Genomic DNA, 22,413 nt, shown 5'->3' with positions numbered 1-22,413 from the left:
CGAGGGCGGCACCGGGGTCGGTTCAGCTGGTGGTCTGCTGTGCTCCGGTGGCGCTGTCGGCCAGCCAGGTGCTCCAGCTGAGGGTGAAGGCGGCGTAGCCGTTGTCACCGGGGACGGGGCCGCGTGGGGTGCCCGTGACGGTGACGGGGTCGCCCTGGTGGGCGTGGGCGTAGAACCACTGGGAGTCGGCCAGGGACAGGTGGATGCAGCCGTGGGAGCCGGCCTGGCCCGGGTTGGGGTGGGCGGTCGAGTAGTGGACGTAGGTGCCGGTCGTGGTGAGCTGGACGTCCCAGGGCAGAGTGACGTCGTAGAAGTTGACGTTGGCCGGGTCGCAGGTGATGTGCACGCTGCAGGAGGTCATGTGCACCGACGGGGCCTTGTCCATCTCGGCCATGGTGCCGTCCCAGGTGGGGAACTGGGCGCTGCCGGCGTCTATGGGGAAGTGCTTCTGACGGACCCCGTCGAGATAGACGTCCATGGTGTGGGCGGGGGCGTCGACCTTGGTTTCCCAGTCCGCGCCGATGGTGAAGGCGTGGTGGTAGTCGTGGGTGCCGTAGCGGCCGTTGCCGTCGGCGACGCCGGTGAGGAGGACGTCGACGGCGACACGGGTGCCGGCGGGCCAGAAGTGCTGGGGCCGCCAGTCTGCGCGGGTGCTGCTGAACCAGTGCCAGGCGCCGGTGACCGGGGTGGAGGTGGTGACTTTCATCGCCTGCTCGACCGCGGCGCGGGCGGATCGGGCGACGGGGTGGGTGAACTGCACGGAGACGGGCATCGCCACACCGACGGTGGCGCCGTTGGCCGGGGCGATGGTGTCGAGCAGCAGCGGCGCGCCCGCGGTGTGGACGGGCGAGGGGCCGTGCGACCCGGTGCCGGTGCCGGGCGCGCCACCGGTCGAGGGGGACTGCGCCGATGGTGAGCCCGGCCCGGTGGCCTTGGCGGAGCCGTCGTCGCAGGCGGTAGCCCCCAGCAGCAACGCTGCGGTGAGCACCGCGATCCCGGTGTACCTGCGCTGCGCCACCGGTCGCGCGTTCCGTGCCATCTTCTCCACGCTCCTCATGAGTTCTCGTGTGCGTCCTTGGAACGCGATTGCTTCTCCGCCCTCGCGCAGTCGGGGAGATGCCGACCGCACCGGAAAGGTTGGAGGCCTGGGTGACTGTTCAGATCCGTGACAAACCGTTGCTCTGCCGCTCCCGCCAGACAGACCGCCCGCAGGGTCAGCCGCCCGGGGTGTTCCGGGAGCGGGGCTGGATCTGGGACTGAGGGAGCGGTGCCGGCAGCGCCCTTCCTGGGCGCTGCCGGGATGACCCGCGTCGTCAGGACCGCCCTGCCAAGGCTGCGAAAGCAGCCGGTCAGGGCTCCAACTTTCCCTTCCCTAGCGGTATCTACCCCGTTGTACGAGGTGGCGGTGTGGTCACCGATCAGCCGGCCAGCCGGTGGAGAGCGGCGGCGGCGAGGCCCTTGACGTGGCCCGGGTCGTTGCTGGGGGCGCCGGCCGCCAGCTCGACGATGGCGAAGCGCTTGCCGCTGCGGATCACGGCGACGCCGCCGGAGACCGCGCCGTCGCCGTTGTAGGAGGAATACCACCGTCCCTCGCCGCCGGTGACGGTGAGCGTCTGCGGGGCGCCGTAGTGCCAGTGGCCGGCCGGCTCGTTCCGGCAGCTGCTCACCAGCGCGTTGAGCTGCTTCTCCCACGAGGTCGCCGAGGCGACGGTGGAGCCCTCAGCAGCGGACTCGATCAGCAGGCCGCCGCGGGTGCTGAAGCTCCAGCTGACGTCGGCGTAGCCGGCCGCCCGGCCCTTGGTCAGCGCCCGCATGGTCTCCTCGCCCGAGCAGGCCGAGAGGCCCTGCTTCCCGGCCAGGTCGAAGGTCGCGGTGACCGGGGACAGACCCTGCTGGAAGAGGTCGCCGCTCTGGATCACGTTCTGCGAGCCGAGGCCGGGCGTGGCGAGCGCGGGGGCGGCCGCCGGGGCCGCGTCGGCCGAACGGTGCGTGGCGTGCGCGGCCTGCACGCGCCCGTCCGCGGTCGCGGGCTGGACGGAGACGCCCACCGCGACCAGGGCGGCGGCGACGCAGGACACAGCCGCCGCGATGCGGCCGCGACGGGAGAACTTCTGGCGGGTCGTCTGGTTCTCGGACATCTCATCCCCCTGGTGATCGGGACGCGTTCTGCGCCCTCGTACAACCGGGGAGATGTCGGCCTCGCGGCGAAAGTTGGACCGGTCGGCCGCTGTTTCAGAGCTGTGACACGGCGGTGCGGACCACAGCCGTCATCGCCTCCGTGCCCAGGCAGGCGTCGATCTCCAGGATCGCGTAGTGCGAGCCGCTGCGCAGGAAGGCGACGCCGCCGCACGGCTCCCGGCCGGGCGGCGCGGTCCCGGTGGTGTTCAGGTTCCCCTCGTACAAGCCCATCCAGCTCGCACTGACGTCCGGCGCGAGGGCGAGGGTGTGCGTCGGCCCGTAGACCCAGTGGCCGGGCGTCTCGTCCTGGCAAGGCAATTCCTCCAGCACCAGGCGTTCGGCGAAGTTCCGTGCCAGCGCCGGAGTTCCGGCGTTGGCGGCGACCTCCCGGGCAATCTGCGCATGCAGGTCGACGGCGATGCTGTCGTCGTCGGCCGAGGCGGCGGTGGACGTCATCAGGCCGCGGAAGTACGCACCCGACCCGCCCAGGGCCTGGCTGAGGGTCTTCTCCCCGACGCAGTCCCCGTCGCCGTAGTGGCCGTCACCGAACCGGTCCCGGACGTAGACGTGGCCGGTGACGCCGACGGCCGCGAAGGTCGCCGCAGACAGCAGGTTCCGCTTCGTCACCGGTCCGGTGGCGGCCTTCGGGCCGGTGACGGTGCGGCTGGGAGCCGCTGTCGGCGCCGTCGGGGCGTGAGACCGGGAGGGAGGCCGGGCGGGCAGGACGAAGCGGCCGGTCAGCACGCCGAGCGCGGCGGCTGTGACAAGGACGGCGATGACAGCCCGAGTTCGCACCCGAGCCTTCAGACGCTGTCGGCGAGGCGGTCGCGCATGAAGCGGCGAGCCTGGTGGATGCGAGCCTTGACGGTGCCGAGCGGAGTGTCGAGGGTCTCGGCGACCTGGAGGTAGGTCAGGTCGCCGAGATCGCGCAGCACGAAGGACTCCGCCAGCGCCGGATGCTGCTGCTCGAGCGCGGCCAGTGCTTCCATCAGGTCGATCCGGGTGCCGGCGATGACGCTGGTCGTCCGGGGGTCCACGTCCTCGGGCAGGACCGCGTGGCTGTCCTCCGCACGGCGGCGCATCGAACGGTAGGTGGATCTGGCGGCGTTGGACGCGATCACGGTGACCCAACCGAGGAACGAGCCGCGCCCGCCGTACTCGTGCAGATGCCTGCTGACGGAGAGCAGCGCGTCCTGGGCGGCCTCCTCCGCGTCGGCGTGGTGGGGCAGGAACCTGGCGCAACGCCGCATGACCAACGGCCGCAGCTTGGTCAGCAGGTGTTCCAGTGATGCTTGGTCACCTGTCTGCGCAGCTGCCACCAACTGTGTCAGCTCGCTCTCGTCGAGCACCTGTCGACCCCGTTCCCGTCCGCTCCGGAGTTCCGCGTCCCCCGCGACTCCGGCAGAATGCTGCCACATGCAGAAGCTGGGCCGTTATCTCCTGGTGGACCGGCTGGGAGCCGGCTCCTTCGCGACCGTGTGGCGGGCCTACGACCCGGAGCTGGACACGGACGTCGCGGTCAAGGTGCTGGCCGACAACTGGGCGTCGAACGCCGACGTCAGGGAGCGGTTCCTGGCCGAGGCGCGACTGCTGCGCCGGATCTCCAGCCCCCGGGTGGTGCGGGTGCACGACGTCGGGGTCCACGAGGACCGGCCCTACTTCGTGATGGACTACGTCCGCGGCGGCACGTTGGCCGAACGGATCGGGCAGTGCCCGCCGGAGGAGGCGCTGCGGCTGGCCGCCGAGGCCGGGTACGCGGTGCAGGTGCTGCACAATGCGGGTGTCGTCCACCGGGACGTCAAGCCGTCGAACCTGCTGCTCGACGCCGAGCAGACGCCCGAGGGCGTGCTGGTGGCGGACCTCGGCAGCGCGAAGCAGCTGGCCGACGCGTCGGGGCTGACCGTGACCACGGGCACCCCCGCCTACATGGCGCCCGAGCAGGCCTTCCAGACAGGGGGGTTCGACGGTCGCGCGGACGTCTACGCCCTGGGCGTGCTGACCTTCGAGCTGCTGACCGGGCAGAAGCCCTTCGGTTCCGGCGGGCGCACCACCTTGGTCACCGGCGGCGTGCCGGCGCCCGCGCCGTCGATGCCTCCCGGCGGACCGGTGCTCCCGGAGGGCGTCGAGGGACTGCTCGGCGCGGCGATGTCGGTGGACCCGGAGAAGCGCCCGCCCACCGCCCGGGCGTTTGCCGACGCGCTGCTCACCCCGGGAGCCGGGGTGGGGACGCAGACCGTGCGGCCGGGGCCGGGCCGGCTCGCGGTCTGCTCCGCAGCGGTACTGGTCTTCCTGACGACGATGATGCTGACCTGGCTGCTGCGCTGAGTCCGAGGTCATCTCGTGTGAGTTCGGTGCGCCTGCCCGGTGGGTAGCCCATCGCAGCGTTCAACTCACGTGGATGAAACGCGAGTTGGATTGACTCCGTGAAGCGGGCGTCACGCGCCGTGCTGGTCCGCCCACGCCTGAGATCGTCGACCACCTTGGCCGAGCGGTCGCCTGAGTGAGGCCGCACGCCCTGATCCACGACCGGGCGGAAGGGTTGCACGCCACAGGAAACAAATCCGGCGATCACTGCTGCCGGCCACGCACGCCGACTCGGTCTGACCTGCCCTGAGTGCGGCGCGGGGCCCAAGTACGCGAGGGCCTGGAGGCCCGGACGGATCGATCACCCTGTTGTGGGACAGGACACCAGGCGGGGCCACTGACGGCGCGGGACCATGCCGTCGAGTGCGCCGAGCGGTGGGTCCCGCTCGGCTCGACGGGCTCGACGAGCTCGGTGGGTCAGAGGCCAAGGATGGTGCAGAGGACGCGCCAGGCGTGGTCCAGTCCGATGCGGTCGCCCATCGGGGTGCCCCAGGCCGCCTGCATGTGGGCGGCGCCGTAGAGGATGGCCAGGATCAGGTAGGCCAGGGACTCCGGCGGGTGGGCGGCCGTCAGTTCCTTCTCCTCCTGGGCCCCGCGGATGCGGGTCACCAGCTCCCGGTGGATGCCCCGGAAGAGGCCGTCCGGGTCGTCCAGTGGCCACTCGGAGTCGGAGACGAGCCGGAGGGCCGCGCGGAAGCGGATGTTGGTGTCGAACTCGGCGCCGAGCCGGCGGATGAGCTCGGTCAGCGCCGCCTCCGCCGAGGGCGGTGGTGCGGTCGGTGCGGCGCGGATGCGGTTCCAGTGCGCGGTGCTCTCGTCGACCAGGGCGGACGCGAGTTGGTGCTTGGAGCCGAAGTGCGCGTAGAGCGCACCCTTGGTCATGCCGGTCCGGGCGATCACGTCGTGGAGCTTGGTGGGCTCGTAGCCGTGGATGGCGAACTCCTGCGCCGCGGCGTCCAGGACCCGGTCCCGGGTCAGCCATGCCCTTGCCTGTTTCACCATCGAACCAACCTCACACTCTCCAGACGGGAATAACATACCTACCAAAAGGTATGTTTCTCGGCAAGGGCTGAGCCCGGGGCTGTCGAGGCAGCCCCGGGCCGGGAAAGTGCGCTGCCCGCCGGACAGGCCCTAGCCGGGCAGGTCGAGGAGCGCGTCGGCGTAGCCGACGGCGGCGGCCTCGACGGCGAGCGCGCCGTGGGAGGAGGCGGTGGTGAGGTCACGCCAGTGACGCTGGAGGGCGGAGTCCTCGCGGTGCGCGCGGGAACCGGCGGTGCGGAAGAGACGGTCCGCGACGGAGGCGCACCAGCTCACCGCCACGGCCGCGTCGCGCCGGTTCTCCGCGGCCAGCAGCGGGCTGGGGTCCGCCGTGTCGGCGCGGCGCGCGGCCCGTTCCAGCAGCATGCGGGCCGCGTCGACCTGCACCGAGCACTCGGCCAGCACGCGATCCGTCTCCGCTCGCCGCGCGAGGCCGGGCGTCCCTCCCCCGGCGCGCCGGACGGAGGCGGCACGCCACGCGTCCAGCGCCCCCTGGGCCGCACCGACCATCGGCATGGCGAACATCAGGGCGCCGACCATCAGATAGGGCACCCGGTGGCACCGGGCTGCGCCCTCGGGCTGCGGCCGGTTCAGGGAGCCGAGGGTGAACGAGAGAGAGTCGGGCAGGAACGCCTCGGTCACCTCGACCGCGTGGCTGCCGGTGCCGCGCATGCCCAGGCTGCGCCAGGTGTCCAGGGCGGTCCAGTCCGCCCGCGGCACGGCGAAGATCCGATGCTCGGGCCCGTCCGCGCCGGGGGTCCTGGAACCCAGCAGCAGCCAGTCGGCGTGGTCGACGCCGCTGGCCATGTCCCACCGGCCGCGCAGGCGCCAGCCGTCGCGCTCCCGCACCGCCTCACCCTGCGGGGGCATGATCGAGGCGGAGATGAGCATGTCGGGGGAGCGTTCCCACAGCTGCTGCCGCCCCTGCTCGGGCAGGTAGGAGGCGAGCCGCCCGTGTGCCGCGTACAGGGTCGCGCACCACGCCGTGGAGAGGCACGTCTCGCCGACCGCGGCCGAGGCGTCGAGCAGTGCGGAGAACGTCCCGGCCGTCCCGCCGAGGTGCTGCGGGACGAAGTGCCTGGCGAAGCCGGCCTCGACGACGGCGGCGGCGGTCTCCGCGCCGATGCGGCGACGGTCGTCGATGCCGGGCAGGTCGCGCGCGGCGGTCTGCGCCACGCGCCGGACGGCGGCCTGCGCGAGGTCTGAGGTTTCGTCAAGGCCTGGGGCGCGGTCCAGTCCTGGGCCCGCCGGGCCGCTCAGCCCCTCGGGTCTCCCGGCGGCGTCCGACGGGCGAGGCCTGGCGAGCAGTGCGGTTCCGGTGGCGTGCCTCACGAGGCCACCTCGCGACGGGTCAGCACCCGCGGCAGCTGGTAGCCGACGTGCGCCGAGACCAGGGGCGTGTCTCCCTGGACGGCGCTGACCTCCGCCGTTCCCGGCCCCTCGGGGCCGCCGGAGCGGGGACGGACGGTGATGCGCACCGGCGCGTCCGGCTCGCCGAAGGTCGTGAAGGCCGCGGAGACGTGGGTGAGGGCCGGCCGCAGCGGGATGTCCGGCGCGCCCATCGTGGTCACCGCCTGACGGAACGCCTCCAGCAGGACCATGCCGGGGACGTGGTCGGACGGGTGGTCGAAGAGCACCGGGTGGTCGGTGTTCTGGTCGAGCCAGAACTCGCCAGGGGCGTCCTCGGGGGCGCGGGCGAGCAGCACGTGCTCGTCGTAGGCGTAGCCCACCTCGCGTGGGGCCAGCCGTCGGAGCCCGCGGGGGAACGGGGCCGTGGTGCGCGCCTCGTTCCGGGCGCGGGTGCGCGCCAGGGCGTAGAGTCTCGGGTCCAGCATCTCCCACTGCATGCGGACCCGGCCGATGTGCGCCCCGCCGACCGTGACCGCCGCGTCGAGTGCCATCCCCAGCCGGCGCGGCGTCCTGGCCGCCCGGGTGCAGGTCACGTCGAGGACGACCGGGCGCGGGCCGCGCGCAAGAACCGAGGTGACGGTGTCCTGCAGGTCGAAGTCGAGCGTGTTGAGGACGAAGGGGTGTCCCTCGGGGACGCCGTAGAAGCGGTGCGAGAGATGGATCAGGGTCTGCCGGGCCGTCTCCACCGCCAGCAGCGGGTCGGTCGGCCCGCTGAAGCCCCCGTGGTGGAGCTGGTGGTGGAACGCGCCGCGGATGTCGTGGTGGAGGTCGTGCCGGACGTCGTGGTGGAGGAACCGGTCCCGGTGCCAGACGGCGGCGACCGCGAAGCGGTCCTCGGCCAGCTGCAGCGCGTCCGTGAGGAGGACCTCCCGTGCGGCGGCCTTGTGGACGGCCTCCGGCGGCAGGTGCCGGGCGAAGGAGAGTCTGCGGGCGGGCTTGGCCGGTGCTGCGTGTCGCAGCGGGATCTGCCTGGGCGGTGCGCTGATGGACATGTGGATCCTCCCCGTTTGTGCTGCCGTCCCCCAACGGCGGTCGCCCGTGCCGGAGATGAGCCCTTTTGAGGGGGCCCGGCCGGGCGGCCGTTGATCACAGAGAGAAAATATACCTCTGCGAAGGTATATTGCTAGGGGTATTCCCCCGAGTCGGAAGGACGGCGAGCTGTGACGCGGAATGAGGCCGGTGCCCCGGAGGCACCGTGGACGGCACGGCGGACGGGCGCCTCGGCCGTGCCCCAGGGGCCGGACCCACGCCAGGAACGAGCGATCCGCACCCGCGCGGAGATCCTCCGCTGCGCCGCGCAGCTCTTCTCCGAGCGGGGGTACCAGCAGACCGGCATCAAGGACGTGGCCGAGAAGGTGGGGATGACCAAGGGTGCGGTCTACTTCCACTTCCCCAACAAGCAGTCCCTGGCCGTCGCCGTCGTGGAGGCGCTCTACGAGAGCTGGCCGCGGGCGCTGGAGGCGGTCCGGGCCAAGGGGCTCTCGCCGCTGGACACCGTGATCGAGATGTTCAACGAGGCGACCTCGGCGTTCCTGAACGACCCGATCATGCAGGCGGGCACCCGGCTGCAGAACGAGCGGGCCGTGATCGACGTCGAACTGCCGCTGCCCTACGTGGACTGGACGAACCTGATCTCGATGCTGCTGCGCGAGGCCCAGGCCCAGGGGCAGTTGGCGGACGGGGCGGACCCGGAGGTGGCCGCCCGGGTGGCGGTCGCCGCTTTCTTCGGCGCCCAGCACATCTCCAACAACCTGCACGAGCGCGCCGACTTCGCGGAGCGCTGGAGGGAGGTGCGGGACCTGCTCTTCCCGGCGCTGCGTGCCCGGCCGCGGTCTGCGGAACAGCACTGATCCGGCTCGGGGGAGAGCTGATGCGCCCGCCCGCGCGTCTGGTGTTCAGTGACGTCGACGAGACGCTGATCGACTGCAAGAGCATGTTCGACTTTCTCGACTTCTACCTCGGGGAGCGGTACGGGCCGCAGGGCGTACGACGCGCTCGCGCGGTCCGAGCCGATCTCACCGCCGCGGCCTCGGCCGGTGTGCCGCGGGAGCAGGCGAACCGCAGCTACTACCGCGCATGGGCCGGTGAACCCGCCGAGCTGGTGGGTGAGTCCGGCCGCCGGTGGTTCGCGGAGCGGGCCCGAGGTGCGGGCTTCTACATCGCGGCGACCAGGAACGCCCTGTCCGGGCACCGGGCGGCGGGGGACCGGCTGGTGCTGGTCTCCGGCTCGTTCCCGGCCGTGGTCGAGCCCATCGCCCGCGACGTCGGCGCGGCGCAGGCGCTGTGCAGCCGTCCCGAGGTGCGGGCAGGGGTGTTCACCGGCGAGCTCGTCGGTGATCCCGTGATCGGCGAGGAGAAGCGGCGGGCCGTGCGGGCGGTGCTGGACGCCCAGCCGCAGGTCGATCCCGCCGACTGCTACGGATACGGGGACCACGTGTCCGACCTGCCGATGCTGGGCGAGGTGGGGCACCCCGTGCTGGTCGGCGCGCCCGAGCTGCTCGGCCGCCTGGCCGGCGCCCGGCTGCTGCCCGCACGGCGCGGACCGGCCTGACTGGCCAACTGGTCTGACCAGCAAGAACGTCGACGAAGCCAAGGACCTTCGAGCTGCGTCGACTCGCCTTCACAAAAAATACCTTCTCAACGGTATGTTCTCTGTGTCATGATCTCACCGTCGCGGCGATCCCGCCCCCGGCGGACCGCCGAGTGCAGACGGCCATGCTGAGACGAGGTTGATTCGATGAGCAGGCACTCATCCGTAGTCCTGGAACCATCCACAGTCCTGGAACACCCCGAAGCCCCGCTGACGGCTGCCGATCCGACGTCCGTGGAGATCTCACTGCGGTGGGGCGACGTCGACTCCTACGGTCACGTCAACAACTGCGAGATCGTGCGGATCATCGAAGAGGCCCGCATGAGATGGCTCATGGCGAGCGGCGCCTTCGAGGGCGAGACCGCGGTGGTGGCCGCGCACGAGATCGGATACCTGCGGCCGCTCCAGTACTCGCTGGAGCCGGTCAACGTCGAGGTGTGGACGTCCAACATCAGGCGGTCCAGCTTCGAGTTCAACTTCCGGATACTCGACGACTCAAGGCGGGTCAGCGTCAAGGCGGTGAGCCGGATGGTCATGTTCGACCTGGCCACCCAGGAGAGCTACCGGATCGGCCCCCGGCTGCGGAAGCACCTCGACGAGTCCTGCGGCGCACGCCTGTAAGGCCCTTGGTTTCCCATCAGACGACAGGAGTTATTTCAGTGCAGCTCGACGCAGATCGACTGTCCGCCCTCGGCGAGTACTTCGACCGCCACGTCGACGAGGGGAGGATGCCGGGCTGGACCTGCATGGTCTCCCAGCACGGCGAGGTCAGGTACGCGGCGTCCGGCGGTATGGCGAACATCGCCGACAGCAGCCCGATGAAGACGGACAGCATCTTCCGGGCCTGGTCGCTCAGCAAGGCGATGACCTCGGTGGCCTTCATGACGCTGGTCGAGAAGGGCCTGGTCGGGCTGAACGACCCGGTGGCCGACTATCTCCCGGGCTACGCGGACCTGCGCGTCTACCGTTCCGGGATGGCCGAGGCCCCCCTCACCGAGGGCCTGCTGGAGCCGATGCGGATCTGGCACCTGCTGACCCACACCTCCGGGCTCGGCTACGGCTCCCACCAGTCCCACGCGGTGGACACCCTGTACGCGGGCGCCGGCTACGCGCTGGGCGTTCCGGCCGGGGTGGACCTCGCCGGGGCCACCGAGGCCTGGGGCTCGTTCCCGCTGCGCTTCCAGCCGGGAACGGCCTGGAACTACGGCGTCAGCACCGACGTCCTGGGCCGGGTCGTCGAGGTGGTCTCCGGCAGGCGCCTCGACTACTACCTGGCGGAGAGTCTCTTCGAGCCGCTGGGTCTGCGGGAGACCGGCTTCCACGTGGATCCGGGCCAGGCGCACCGCTACGCCGAGATCTACACCCCCGCGGAGGGCGGCGGCCTGGCTCCGCTCGGTCTTCCCGTCGACACCGAGGCCCCCCTCTTCCTCTCGGGCGGCGGCGGCGTCTACACCTCGGCCGAGGACTACATGGCCTTCCTCGGCATGCTCGTCAACGGCGGTCGGATCGGCGCCTCCTCGGACTACGTGGTCTCGCCGATGACCGTCGAGTCGATGCGCACCAACCACCTCCCCGGCAACGTCACCCTCGGCTCCGGGTACGGCTACTGGCCGGTGCCCGCGATCAACGAGCTGATGAAGTCCGTCGGCTTCGGGCTCGGCTTCATGACCATGCAGTCGCCCGGCGAGAGCCACATCCTGACGCGCGCCGGCGAGTACGCCTGGCTGTCCGCGAGCAGCACCAACTTCTTCGTCGACCCGTCGACCGGCGTGGCCGCGCTCATCGTGCCGCAGCTGTTCCCGTCGCGGACCCTCCCGATCGCGAACCGGCTGCGCCAGTTCGTCTACCAGTCCTACCGGTGAAAGGAACTCTCCCCATGACCACCGTTGCCACCAAGGCGCCCCCGGCGGCGCCCGCCACCGCGGGATTCGGCGGGCTCGGGCAGGCGACGCTGCTCGTCGCCGCGGCCCTGACGACCGTCGACGCGTTCATCGTCAACGTGGCCCTGCCCTCGATCCAGAAGTCGTTCGCCGTCTCCGCCTCCACCTCGCAGTTCGTGGTGAGCTGTTACGGCATCACCTATGCCGTGCTGCTCGTGCTGGGCGGCCGGTTCGGTGACCGGTACGGGCGCCGCAGGGTGATCCAGGCCGGCATCGTCGGCTTCACCCTCGCCTCGGCCGCCTGCGGGTTCGCGCCGAACATCGAGACCCTGGTCGGGGCCCGGGTGCTGCAGGGCGCGGCCGCGGCACTGCTGCTGCCCCAGGTGCTCTCCACGATCCAGGCCGCGCTCGTCGAGCCCGCCAAGACCCGGGCCGTGAGCTACTACGGCGCGGTCGGCGGCCTGTCCGCGGCGGTCGGGCAGCTGCTCGGCGGCCTGTTCGTCTGGGCGAACATCGCCGACCTGGGCTGGCGGCCGATCTTCCTGGTCAACGTGCCGCTCGGCATCCTGGCCGTGATCGGCACCAGGCTCTGGGTCCCCGAGACCAAGGCGACGCAGCCGCAGGGCACCGACCTGGGCGGCACCGCCCTCTTCGGGCTCTCGGTGCTGGCCCTGCTGATCCCGCTGAGCGTGGGCCGGCAGACTCACTGGCCGCTGTGGTGCTGGGCCCTGATCGCCCTGGCCGTCGTCTCCGGTGTCGTGCTGTGGCGCTACGAGCAGCGGGTCGAGGCGGCCGGCGCCGTCCCGCTGATCGCTCCGTCCCTGCTCGAGCGGGCCGTCATGCGGCGTGGTCTGCTGGTCCTGGGCAGCGGCTTCCTGGCCTTCGGCGGCTTCATCTTCGTCTTCGCGCTGGCGCTCCAGGGCGGTAACGGGATGGGCGCCTTCGAGTCGGGCCTGTCGATGGCCCCGATGGCGCTCGGTCAGTTCCTCGCGGCCCTGCGCGCCCCGAAGCTGATCGGCAGGCTCGGCGTCCGCACCCTGCAGATCGGCGGAGTCGTCCAGGGTCTCGGGCTGATCAGCCTGATCGTGCCGGCCCTGCTGTGGTGGCCTCACCTGCACTTCTACCACCTCATCGTGGGCATGTTCCTGATCGGCGTGGGCAACGGCCTGTTCGTGCCCACCGTCTACCGCACCGTGCTGTCCTCGATCCCGCCGGACCAGATCGGCGTCGGCAGCGGCATCGTGACGACCACCCAGCAGACCACACTCGCGCTCGGCGTCGCGCTGCTCGGCGCGGTGTTCGTCGGGGTCTCCGGCCAGGACGACATGCGCCTCGGGTTCGTCGTCGTGGCCGCGGTCTTCCTCGCGGTGGCGGCGCTGTTCGCGGGGTTCGGCCGGTTCCTGCAAGAGGACAAGGCGGCCCGGTGATGCTGTTCGACAGTCTGTATCTGAACGGGTGCACGGTCTCCTACCCGGGGACGCGGGTGCCGGTCGCCGAGGCGCTGGCCCAGGGCCTGGTCCGGGACTTCGACGAGACGATCGGGAATCCCGAGGTGCCCGTCTTCGAGGGCGGCGCCCCCGCGGCCGACCTCGCGGTCGAGGCGCTGAAGGGTGCGCTGAAGGCATCCGGCACCGACCCGTCGGACGTGGGTCTGCTGCTGCACTGCAGCTGGTGGCACCAGGGCTTCGACATCTGGAGCGCGGCGCACTACGTCGCGCACCGGACGGGCGCGCTGGGCTCCCTGCCGATGAACCTGTCGCAGGGCTGTAACGCGCCGATGGCCGCGCTCGAACTGGCCGGCCGGGCCATGCTCGCGGATCCGTCGATCAACTCGGCGGCCGTCACCGCCTCCGACGCGATGCTGGCGCCGCAGGTGGACCGGTGGAACCTGAACTACGGGTGCGTGCACGGCGACGCCGGGACCGCGATGCTGGTCTCGCGCGAGCCCGCCGAGCGCAACTCCTACCGGATCGTGTCCCTCGCCAGCAGCGCGGCACCGGAGCTGGAGGAGATGAACCGGTCCGGCTACGAGCCGACGCCCGGCCCGGCGATGCGCGCGGGCGGGACGGTCGACCTGAAGGCGGCCAAGAAGGACTACCTCACGCAGTACGGCATCGAGGGGTTCACCGGCCGGTCGCGGGAGTCGCTGACCGCCTGCGTCCGCGAGGCGCTGGCCGACGCGGGTCTGACCGGCGCCGAGGACCGCATCCGCGTGGTGGCGCTGCCCCGGCTCAGCGGCAAGATCTTCGAGACCGTGTACCGCCCGCTGCTCGCGCCGTTCTTCGGCGAGGAGAAGCTGCTGTGGCAGGGCGGCGAGACCGCGCACCTGGGCGTCGCCGACGTCGGGGCGAACATCGCCGACAGCTACGAGCGGCAGGGCCTGCGGCCGGGCGACCTCTGCGTCGTCGTCAACGCCGGTGGCGGGTACACCTGGTCGTGCCTGGTGCTGGAGCTGGTGTGCTAGACGTCCTGATCGTCGGCGCCGGCCCGACCGGACTGACGGCGGGGTGCCTCCTCGCCCGAGCCGGTCTCTCGGTCCGAATCGTGCGCAAACACCGGCCCTTCAGCGGCCATTCGCGGGCCTCAGTGATCTGGCCGCACGCCCTGGCGATCCTGGAGCCGACCGGAGTGACCGACGTGCTCGCCGCGTCGGGCAGCCGGGTCACCCGGCTCGGCTACTACTCATCCGGCGACCCCATCGGCCGCTTCGAGATCGACCGCCTGACGGACACCCGCTACGGGTTCGCCCTCGGCGTCTCGCAGCACGACACCGAGGCCGCCCTGGAGTCGGCGTTCCTGGTCGCGGGGGGCGAGGTCGACGACGGCGAGGTCGTCCACCTCGACCAGGACGACCAGCAGGTGACGGTCCAGGTGCGCTCCGACGGGCAGCTCGCGAGCCGGTCGGCCCGGCTGCTCGTCGGCGCCGACGGGGCGGGCGGCGCGGTGCGCGGCCTGCTCGGCATCGCGATGGCCGACGTCGGCCCCCGGGTCTCCTTCAGGATCGCCGACGCGGTGATCGACGGGCTGCCCGAGGACGAGGCCGCCTACTGCTGGACGCCCGGCGGCGGCCTGGCCATCGGGCCGCACGACCGTCGTGCCTACCGTCTCGCGTACCGGCTCACGCCGGACTCCCCGGACGCCTCCGCGGCGTCGTTCCAGCGGCTGCTGGACGAGCGCGGTCCGCGCACCCGACGCGGAGTCGTGCGGGACCTCGTCTCCACCGCGGACTTCGAGGCGCGCTTCGCGATCGCGGACGCCTTCGGCCTGGGCCGGTGCCTTCTCGCGGGCGATTCCGCGCACGTGATGGCACCGGCCGGCGGTCAGGGAATGAATTCTGGAATACTTGACGCGGCGGCACTTTCCTGGCGTATCGTGGAGGCACGGCGAAACGGCCTGGAAAGCCCCCTCGCAGAGAATTTTCTGCAGGATTACGACGCCGAGCGTCAGAGTGCGATCCGGCTGGTCATGGCGACCGCGATCGAGCACGCCAGGGACGGCGGCCTCCGCGACGGAGCCGAGATCGCCGCACGTGACGGCAGGTACGCCGCGATGAGCGACGATCCGCGGGCGCACGTCGACCGGGTGGCCAGGATGAGCCAGCTGCACGTCCCTGGAAATCCCGGAAACCGCCGCGAGTCCGAGGCGTCGCACGCCTGAGCCAGGCTTTCGGGAAATCTCCTGTGAAATCTCTTTCGAAATCTCCTGCGCACGCTCCATGGAGTGGCAGTGCGTACAGAAATCACACACAGAAAAGGATGAAGAAGTGATCACTGTCGTTTCCGACGAGGTCGTCCGCGCCACCACCCTCGACATCATCGTCGACGAGCTGGAGCTGGACGTCGAGCCGGCCGAGGTCGACGTGGACGCGGACCTGATCGACGTGTACGGCGCGGACTCGCTCGGCCTGATCCAGGTGCTGGCCCGGGTCAACAAGGAGCTGTCCATCCGGGTGCCGCGCGAGCAGGTCGTGGACCTGCGCACCGTCGCCCGCCTGGTCCAGCGCATCATCGACATCCGCGACGGCAAGGGCGGCGACCAGTGAGCCGCACACGTCGGGTCGTGGTGACCGGCCTGGGCTGTGTGAGCAGCATCGGGACCGGCGCCCAGGAGTTCGCGGAGGGGGTCAGGGCCGGCCGCAGCGGGGTCTCGGAGATCGAGTCCTTCGACAGCGGCGACTTCCCCTCCCACATGGCGGGCGAGGTGCACGGGTTCGACCCGGCCTCGATCGTCCGCCGGATCGACCTGGACGACTGGGGGCGGACCGCGCACTTCGCGGCCGCCGCCGCCCGGCTGGCCGTCGAGGACGCCGGCCTCGAACTCGACGAGGAGACCCGCGCCACGACGGGCGCGATCATCGGCACCACCAACGGCGAGGCGCCGACGGTCGACACGCTGACCAAGCAGTGGCTCGAGGGCGGTCCCGGCCGGATCTCCACCGACCTGGTCGCCAAGATCCCCGCGGGGAACATCGCGGCCGCCGTCTCGGTCGAACTCGGGCTGTTCGGCGAGACCGTGGTCATCCCCACGGCCTGCTCGGCGGCCAACTACGCCATCGGCAGCGCCGCCGACAAGATCATCGTCGGAGAGTCCGACGTGATGGTCGCGGGCGGCGCCGACAGCGTCAACCGGTTCACGCACGCCGGCTTCCTCAGCCTCGGCGCGGTGGCCGACGAGGTGCCGCAGCCGTTCGACCGGGACCGCACGGGCATCGTCACCGCCGAGGGCGGTGCGGTGCTGGTCCTGGAGGAGCTGGAGCACGCGAAGGCGCGCGGCGCCCGCATCTACGCCGAGCTGCTCGGCTACGGGCTCAGCTGCGACGCCCACCACATCGTGCACCCGGACGCGGAGAGCATCGCGGACTGCATCCGCCGGGCCCACGCCAACGCGGGCATCGAGGCGGGCGATGTCGACTACGTCTGCGCGCACGGCACGGGCACGCCGACCAACGACATCACCGAGGTCACCGCCACGCGGCTGGTCTTCGGCGAGCAGCACCCGCCGATGAGCTCGCTCAAGTCGATGCTGGGTCACACCATGGGCGCGGCCAGCGGCTTCGGCGCCATCGCCTGCTGCAAGGCGATCGAGGAGTCCTTCCTGCCGCCCACCGTCAACCTGCGGAACGTGGACCCGGCCTTCGGGGAGGGCATCGACTTCGTCGGCTCGGGCTCGCGGACCGCCGACGTGCGGGTCGCGCAGAACCACGGGTTCGCGTTCGGCGGCAACAACGCCATCACGATATTCGGCGCCTACACCGACCGCGAGCCGGTCGGCGCGGGGGAGGAGCGGCGATGACCACGACCGAGGAGCTGCGGATCACCGAGGTGTCCGTGCTGTCAGCAGCCGGTGTCGGCCTGGACGCACTGCGCGCCCGGCTGCGCCGGCCGGCCGGGGACGACGGGCCGTTCGGCACTCCGGCCGAGGCCGAGGGGGACCAGTACGCGGGTCTGCCCGGCCGGGTGGCGGCCGTGCCCGACTTCAGGATCACCGACTACGTGCCGAGGAAGGGGACGAAGAACCTCGACCGCAGCACCGCGCTGGGCCTGGCGGCCAGCACGCTGCTCAAGCGCGGCCTGAGCGGGCGTCACGAGGTGGCCGACGCCTCCTGGGGGTCCACCGGGATCGCGATGGGCACCGTGGTCGGCAGCCTCAGCAGCAGCATCCAGCTGGACATCGACGTCATCGAGGGCAAGGGGATCGACCTGGTCAATCCGGCGGTCTTCCCGAACACCACGATGAACTGCTGTGCCAGTCAGATCGCGATCTGGCACTCGTTCCGCGGCCCCAACTCCACCGTGGCCAACGGCTCGGTGAGCGCGCTGTCCGCGCTGCGCTACGCCGCGCGGCTGATCCGCTGCGGTCACGCCGAGCGGATGCTGGTGGGCGGCGTCGAGGAGCTCTCCCCCCACACCGCGTGGGGGACCCGCCTCAAGGGCGAGGTGGACCAGAGCGTGGCGATCGGCGAGGGCGTGGCCCTGGTGGCCGTGGAGCCGGCGGGTCCGGACGCGCCGTCGGCGCTGGCCGAGGTGACCGCCTGCGAGGTGCTGTTCTCCCCCGAGCGCACGGAGGACGGCTACGCCGAGGCGCTGCGCCGCGCGGTCGACCGCGCCGTGCGGGCCGCCACGTCGGCCGGCGTCGAGGTCCGGCTCCTCCTGCCGGGCGCGGTCGGGACGAGCCTGTCCGCCGCCGAGGAGAAGGCGCTGGTCGGCTTCGACGCCGAGCGGGTGGACGTGCGGGCGGCGGTCGGCGAGTGCGGTGGCGCCCTGGGCGCCATGCAGTTGGCCGCGGCGGTCGCACTGGGCGAGCCGGGTGACGGCGTGCTGATCACCGGCATCGACCCCTCCGGGGCCGTGGCGGCGGCGGTGCTCACCATCGGGGCGGGCTCGTGACGGCGACCGCCGCCCGGGTCCGGCGCGAGCTGGTCCACCGGGCCAACGAGCAGGAGATCCTGGTCTCGCCGCCCTGGCGGGAGGCCGACGGCGGGTACGGCGGCTCGACGGTCACCACGGCCGTCAGTCCGTACTACCGCGACCACCCGGGAACGCACCTCGCGGACGTGCTGCTGCTCGTCGAGGCCTGCCGCCAGACGGCGCTCAGCGCGGCGCACGAGTTCGAGGGCCTCTCGAACGACATCGCCTTCTTCTTCAACTCGATCGAGCTGGAGATCACCGACCTCGCCGCGTTGACGCGGGTCGGGGGCGAGTTGAGGATCGCGACCGAGTTCGAGGCGCTGCGCCTGCGCGGCGACGGCTCGCCGAAGCAGATCGCCTACGCCCAGCGCTGCACGGACGGATCCGACGGCGAGTCGGGCGAGGGCGGCGCGGCAGACGCGGGCCCGGTGCTGGTGCGCGCGTCGATGGCGGTGCAGGGGGTGCCCAAGACCCGCTACCAGGAGCTGCGCGCGTACCAGCGCAGCGGGTCGCTGCCGCCGACCACGGCGGGCCTGCGGTCCGCCGCCCGGCCGGAGGGCCTGGCCGCGCCGGAGAGCGTGGCGCGGACCCTGGCCGCCAACGTGGCCCTCGCCGACGTGCGGGGCGACGGGGAGGTCGTCAGCGCGACCCTGGCCCCCGACCTCGCCAACGCGAGCCTGTTCGACCACGACTACGACCACTTCCCGGCCATGGTGCTGATCGAGGCGGGCCGCCAGCTCGCGCTGGCCGGGTCGGGAGACCCGACCGGGCACGCGGTGACGGCGGTCCGCGCCACCTTCCCGCAGTTCGCGGAACTCGACGCGGACACCCGGATCGTGGCCACCCGGCGCGGCGAGTGGGTCGATGTCGAGTGCGTCCAGCAGGACCTGGTGGTGACCCGGATGTCCTTCCGCCTGGCGCCTGCCGTGGCGGGGGACGGCACGAGGGGCCGGGAGCGGTGAGCCGGCACGCGATCTGGACGGACTTCCGGGGCGTGCTGACCCCGCCGCTGCGGGACGGACTGCACGCCTACTGTGAGGGGAAGCCGTTCACGCCCGAGCAGTTGGGGCAGTGCCTGCGGGCTCTGGCCGACCGGCACGGCTGTCCGGACGGGATGGCCGTGCTGGACTCCGGAATCCTCGACGAACGGCAGTGGGCCGGGGAGATCGAGCGTGAGCTCGCCGCCCGGTTCGGGATCGAGGCGGACCTCGCCAACCTGGGCGCGGAGTGGTGGAGCGACCGGCGGATCGACGCCGAGTGGGTCGCCGCCCTGCGGGGCTGGCGCGAGGCGGGCGTCTTCGTCGGGATGATCTCCAACCTGCCCGCGGACTGGAGGGACCACTTCGGCGACTTCCAGGCCTGGGCGGGGATGTTCGACGAGGTCCTGCTCTCCTGCGACCTCGGTACCCGCAAGCCCGAGGCTGCGATGTTCCGCCTCGCCGAGGCGCGGTCCGGCCTGCCGCCCGAGGCCAACGTGCTGGTGGACGACCTGGACGACAACGTCGCCGGCGCCCGCCGCGCGGGCTGGACCGGAGTGGTCGGCGGCGGCCGCTCCACTCGCGCCGCCATCACGCGGATCGAGGCCTTCCTGCAGGACGGCGGCACGCGCGCCGCCGCCGGACCGAACGACACGGCAGCAGCCGACACACACGAGGGAGCGACAGGATGACCAGTCGGGGAGTGCTCGTCACCGGTGCCAGCCGAGGCATCGGAGCGGCGATCGCGAGTGATCTGAACAAGCGCGGCTACCGCGTGGTCGGCACCGCCCGCACCACCAAGCCGGAGGTGGACGGCGTCTCGTTCGTCCAGTGCGACGTCCGCGACGCGCAGTCGGTCAGCGACGCCGTCGCGGGGGCCCGGGAGATCCTCGGCGAGATCGACATCGTCGTCAACTGCGCCGGGATCATGAACGACGGCCTGCTGCTCACCCAGACCCACGAGGCCGTCCAGGACGTCCTCGACACCAACCTCACCGGCTCCATCAACGTGGCCCGGGAGACGGTCGCGGACATGATGGGGAACAAGTGGGGGCGACTGGTCTTCGTCTCCTCGATCGTCGCCCTGTGGGGCTCCCCCGGCCAGGTCAACTACGCCGCCTCGAAGAGCGGCCTGATCGGTCTGGCGCGGTCGCTGGCCTGGGAGCTCGGGCGCGCGGGCATCACGTCCAACGTCGTGCTGCCGGGCCTGATCGAGACCGACATGATCGCCGACCTCTCGGAGGGGCGGCGCAAGGAGATCATCTCGCAGACGCCGCTGCGCCGGATCGGCCGGGTGGAGGAGGTGGCCGCGCTGGTCGCCTACCTGGTCTCCGACGAGGCCGGCTTCGTCACCGGCTCGTCCATCCCGATCGGCGGCGGCGTCGGCATGGGCGTGTGACGCCATGACGACGACCGTTCCGATCCGGGCCGACGCCCGTCGGCTGCCGCTGGTGGCCGTGGACCATGTCGAGGCCGTCGAGGGTGGATTCGTCGGCCGCAAGAAGGTCGTCAGGGACGACCCGTACCTCGCTGGGCACTTCCCCTCGCTGACGGTCTATCCCGGGGTCTTCCTGATCGAGAGCCTGCAGCAGATGCTCGAACTGCACCTGGACGGCGCGCTCGGCGGCGTCGAACTGGTGGAAGTCGGTTCGGCCCGCTTCAGCCGGCCGGCCCTGGCCGACGACGAGGTGCTGTTCGAGGTGGCGGTCGACCGTGACGGAGACCGCCTGGTCACCAAGGCGACCTGCAGCACCCGGGGACAGCGCTGCGCCCGCATCGTCGCGACCTGGAGGCACCGGACATGAGCCAGACCCATCCCGACCCCGGAGACCTGCTGCCCTACGGCTACCCTGCCCTGCACGTCGACCGGATCGCCCGGCACACACCGGGAGCCATGGAGGCCGTGAAGGCGGTCACCTACCACGAGCTGGACAGCCACCTGGGCACCGCCCGGCCCGGACGGTTCCCCGCCACCCTGACGCTGGAGTCCTTCCTCCAGGCCTGCGGGCTGCTCGTGCTCCAGGAGTCCGAGGAGGCCGACGGCCAGCTGCTGATCTTCGGTTCGGCCCGCGGCGTGCGGGTGCTTGGCGCGGCGGGCGCCGGGGAGCTGCTGGTGCACTCCGTCGAACTCGTCGACCGCGACGAGGAGACGGCCACCTTCACCGGGGTCTCCCGGGCGAGCGGGGACGGCCGGATCGTCCTCGAGGTGGAGCGCGCCATCACCCTGATCCGCCCCGCCGGCTCGCTCGGCGACCCCGAGAGCGCCGCCTGAACGCCCCGGCCCGTCCGGCGGAGGGCTCGTGCCGCGAGAACCGGTCCACGAAGCGCACGTCCACCAAGAGCTCGTCCTACCAAGCAAGAAGGAGGAAGCAGTGGTCTACCACTACGTCGTGACTGCCCCCGGGCAGGGAGTCCAGCGGCCCGGGATGCTCGATCCCTGGCTGGAGCGCGTCTCCGGCGCCGTGGACCTGGTCGGCGACTGGTCGCAGGCCGTGGGGTTCGATCTGGCCGAGGCCGGACGTGACGCGTCGCTGCTGGCCGACACGGCCTTCGCACAGCCGCTGATCGTCGCCACGTCCCTGCTGGCCTGCCGGCTGCTGCGCAGCGAGGTCCCGATGGCCTCCGGCGAGGTGCTGTTCGCGGGGCACTCCGTCGGCGAGCTGGCGGCCGCGTCTGCCGCCGGGTACCTCGCCCCGGGAGAGGCGGTCCGCCTCGCGCACGTTCGCGGCGCCGCGATGTCCGCGGCGTGCGGGACCGCCCCGACCGGTATGGCCGCGGTGATGCCGACGAAGCGGGCGGGAGCGGCGGACGCGGACATCGTCGACGCGGTCGTGGCCGCCGGGCTGACCGTGGCCAACTGGAACGGTAGTCACCAGTTCGTCGCGGCCGGGCCGTTGGACCGCGTCGAGGCGCTGGCCGCCGCCCCTGCCCCGGGCACGCGTGTCGCGCCGCTGGCGGTGGCGGGCGCCTTCCACACCGAGGCCATGGCGCCCGCGGTGGAGGAATTCGCCCGCGCGGTCCGGGAGAGCCGGTTCACCGATCCCGACGCGGCGCTGCTCGGCAACGCCGACGGCGCTCCGGTCACCGGCCCCGACGACCTGCGGCGCAGGCTGGTCACGCAGATCACCTCACCGGTCCGCTGGGACCGCTGCAGCGAGTCGATCGCCCGGCTCGCCCCCGGCGCGCTGCACATCGAGCTGGCCCCGGCCGGGCCGCTCACCCGCCTGCTGCAGCGCACCGACCCGACCGCCCGCGCGGTCGCCGTGACCGCACCCGAGGACGTGCACCGTCTGGCGGCGGAGGCCGCCGCGCCCGCGATGGCGGCCGCGTGATGGCCGCAACATCGCCCGAGAACCGAGGGGGAGGCCCGGATGCCCAGCGGCGTTGAGGAGTTGCAGGCGATCCGCGAGCGGGTGCTGGCGGGACCGAGTGAGGCGGCGACCGAGGCGCAGCATGCGAAGGGCAAGCTGACCGCGCGTGAGCGTATCGCGCTGCTGCTGGATGAGGGCTCGTTCAACGAGGTGGAGCCGCTGCGTCGGCACCGTGCGACCGGCTTCGGGCTGGAGGGC

The 22,413-nt window shown here is 72.0% G+C and carries 25 protein-coding genes; 18 read left to right on the top strand and 7 right to left on the bottom strand.

Translation table 11 applies throughout. From position 1 onward, the window contains the following. Positions 1–22: 22 nt before the first annotated feature. The 4 genes from TR49_RS18710 to TR49_RS18695 form a co-directional block, all read right to left on the bottom strand. On the bottom strand, positions 23–1,039 hold the full coding sequence (locus tag TR49_RS18710; RefSeq protein WP_042383176.1) for a L,D-transpeptidase: 1,017 nt from the start codon (positions 1,037–1,039) through the stop codon (positions 23–25). Between the two features lie 379 nt (positions 1,040–1,418). Continuing rightward, positions 1,419–2,138: a hypothetical protein gene (locus tag TR49_RS18705; protein ID WP_042383071.1), complete on the bottom strand. Its 720-nt coding sequence runs from the start codon at positions 2,136–2,138 to the stop codon at positions 1,419–1,421. 94 nt (positions 2,139–2,232) lie between these two features. Beyond that, on the bottom strand, positions 2,233–2,973 hold the full coding sequence (locus TR49_RS18700) for a hypothetical protein (protein WP_042383070.1): 741 nt from the start codon (positions 2,971–2,973) through the stop codon (positions 2,233–2,235). An 8-nt stretch (positions 2,974–2,981) separates the two neighbouring features. Continuing rightward, positions 2,982–3,527: an RNA polymerase sigma factor gene (locus TR49_RS18695; RefSeq protein ID WP_042383069.1), complete on the bottom strand. Its 546-nt coding sequence runs from the start codon at positions 3,525–3,527 to the stop codon at positions 2,982–2,984. Between the two features lie 67 nt (positions 3,528–3,594). Between TR49_RS18695 and TR49_RS18690 the strand changes: the two genes are divergently transcribed. Next, a complete protein-coding gene (locus TR49_RS18690; protein ID WP_042383068.1) occupies positions 3,595–4,503 on the top strand; it encodes a serine/threonine-protein kinase in 909 nt (302 codons plus the stop codon). 456 nt (positions 4,504–4,959) lie between these two features. Here TR49_RS18690 and TR49_RS40085 read toward each other — a convergent pair whose 3' ends face one another. The 3 genes from TR49_RS40085 to TR49_RS18675 form a co-directional block, all read right to left on the bottom strand. Beyond that, positions 4,960–5,544 (bottom strand): TetR family transcriptional regulator, encoded by a 585-nt coding sequence (locus TR49_RS40085; RefSeq protein WP_052434418.1) that lies wholly within the window; start codon positions 5,542–5,544, stop codon positions 4,960–4,962. A gap of 129 nt (positions 5,545–5,673) precedes the next feature. After that, complete coding sequence (locus TR49_RS18680) at positions 5,674–6,756, bottom strand: acyl-CoA dehydrogenase family protein (protein WP_042383067.1); 1,083 nt, start codon at positions 6,754–6,756, stop codon at positions 5,674–5,676. Positions 6,757–6,908: 152 nt separating this feature from the next. After that, positions 6,909–7,982: a ScbA/BarX family gamma-butyrolactone biosynthesis protein gene (locus TR49_RS18675; RefSeq protein WP_042383066.1), complete on the bottom strand. Its 1,074-nt coding sequence runs from the start codon at positions 7,980–7,982 to the stop codon at positions 6,909–6,911. A 168-nt stretch (positions 7,983–8,150) separates the two neighbouring features. On the opposite strand from TR49_RS18675, the gene TR49_RS18670 reads away from it, so the two are divergent. The 17 genes from TR49_RS18670 to TR49_RS18590 all read left to right on the top strand — a co-directional run. Then, positions 8,151–8,840: a ScbR family autoregulator-binding transcription factor gene (locus TR49_RS18670; protein ID WP_052434417.1), complete on the top strand. Its 690-nt coding sequence runs from the start codon at positions 8,151–8,153 to the stop codon at positions 8,838–8,840. A 20-nt stretch (positions 8,841–8,860) separates the two neighbouring features. After that, positions 8,861–9,541: an HAD family hydrolase gene (locus TR49_RS18665; RefSeq protein WP_042383065.1), complete on the top strand. Its 681-nt coding sequence runs from the start codon at positions 8,861–8,863 to the stop codon at positions 9,539–9,541. A 186-nt stretch (positions 9,542–9,727) separates the two neighbouring features. Continuing rightward, positions 9,728–10,201: an acyl-CoA thioesterase gene (locus TR49_RS18660; protein ID WP_084725011.1), complete on the top strand. Its 474-nt coding sequence runs from the start codon at positions 9,728–9,730 to the stop codon at positions 10,199–10,201. 38 nt (positions 10,202–10,239) lie between these two features. Beyond that, complete coding sequence (locus TR49_RS18655) at positions 10,240–11,442, top strand: serine hydrolase domain-containing protein (protein ID WP_052434416.1); 1,203 nt, start codon at positions 10,240–10,242, stop codon at positions 11,440–11,442. Positions 11,443–11,456: 14 nt separating this feature from the next. Then, entirely contained in the window at positions 11,457–12,887 is a 1,431-nt protein-coding gene (locus tag TR49_RS18650) for an MFS transporter (RefSeq protein WP_042383061.1), read from the top strand. Next, a complete protein-coding gene (locus TR49_RS18645) occupies positions 12,887–13,924 on the top strand; it encodes a ketoacyl-ACP synthase III family protein (RefSeq protein ID WP_152627337.1) in 1,038 nt (345 codons plus the stop codon). Before TR49_RS18650 ends, TR49_RS18645 begins: the two co-directional genes overlap by 1 nt. After that, positions 13,897–15,117, top strand: coding sequence for an FAD-dependent oxidoreductase (locus tag TR49_RS18640; protein ID WP_369405321.1), 1,221 nt, complete (start codon positions 13,897–13,899; stop codon positions 15,115–15,117). Before TR49_RS18645 ends, TR49_RS18640 begins: the two co-directional genes overlap by 28 nt. 106 nt (positions 15,118–15,223) lie before the next feature. After that, complete coding sequence (locus TR49_RS18635; RefSeq protein WP_042383060.1) at positions 15,224–15,502, top strand: acyl carrier protein; 279 nt, start codon at positions 15,224–15,226, stop codon at positions 15,500–15,502. Then, a complete protein-coding gene (locus TR49_RS18630) occupies positions 15,499–16,752 on the top strand; it encodes a beta-ketoacyl-[acyl-carrier-protein] synthase family protein (RefSeq protein ID WP_042383059.1) in 1,254 nt (417 codons plus the stop codon). The genes TR49_RS18635 and TR49_RS18630 overlap by 4 nt, the downstream gene beginning before the upstream one ends. Continuing rightward, positions 16,749–17,846: a beta-ketoacyl synthase N-terminal-like domain-containing protein gene (locus tag TR49_RS18625; protein WP_052434413.1), complete on the top strand. Its 1,098-nt coding sequence runs from the start codon at positions 16,749–16,751 to the stop codon at positions 17,844–17,846. The genes TR49_RS18630 and TR49_RS18625 overlap by 4 nt, the downstream gene beginning before the upstream one ends. After that, entirely contained in the window at positions 17,843–18,829 is a 987-nt protein-coding gene (locus TR49_RS18620; RefSeq protein ID WP_042383058.1) for an AfsA-related hotdog domain-containing protein, read from the top strand. Before TR49_RS18625 ends, TR49_RS18620 begins: the two co-directional genes overlap by 4 nt. Next, entirely contained in the window at positions 18,826–19,536 is a 711-nt protein-coding gene (locus TR49_RS18615) for an HAD-IA family hydrolase (protein ID WP_052434412.1), read from the top strand. The genes TR49_RS18620 and TR49_RS18615 overlap by 4 nt, the downstream gene beginning before the upstream one ends. Then, entirely contained in the window at positions 19,533–20,243 is a 711-nt protein-coding gene (locus tag TR49_RS18610; protein WP_042383057.1) for an SDR family oxidoreductase, read from the top strand. Before TR49_RS18615 ends, TR49_RS18610 begins: the two co-directional genes overlap by 4 nt. A 4-nt stretch (positions 20,244–20,247) precedes the next feature. Then, positions 20,248–20,649 carry an ApeI family dehydratase gene (locus TR49_RS40080; protein ID WP_052434411.1) on the top strand — a complete coding sequence of 134 codons (402 nt, stop codon included), beginning with the start codon at positions 20,248–20,250 and terminating at the stop codon, positions 20,647–20,649. After that, complete coding sequence (locus TR49_RS18600; RefSeq protein ID WP_042383056.1) at positions 20,646–21,116, top strand: 3-hydroxyacyl-ACP dehydratase FabZ family protein; 471 nt, start codon at positions 20,646–20,648, stop codon at positions 21,114–21,116. The genes TR49_RS40080 and TR49_RS18600 overlap by 4 nt, the downstream gene beginning before the upstream one ends. Positions 21,117–21,216: 100 nt before the next feature. Next, entirely contained in the window at positions 21,217–22,176 is a 960-nt protein-coding gene (locus tag TR49_RS18595) for an ACP S-malonyltransferase (RefSeq protein ID WP_201776204.1), read from the top strand. A gap of 39 nt (positions 22,177–22,215) precedes the next feature. Then, on the top strand, positions 22,216–22,413 hold a 198-nt coding region (locus TR49_RS18590), incomplete at its 3' end, for a carboxyl transferase domain-containing protein (RefSeq protein WP_042383055.1).

This window comes from Streptacidiphilus melanogenes (genome assembly GCF_000787835.1).
Taxonomy (GTDB): domain Bacteria; phylum Actinomycetota; class Actinomycetes; order Streptomycetales; family Streptomycetaceae; genus Streptacidiphilus; species Streptacidiphilus melanogenes.
This window is presented reverse-complemented; position numbering and strand designations above follow the sequence as displayed.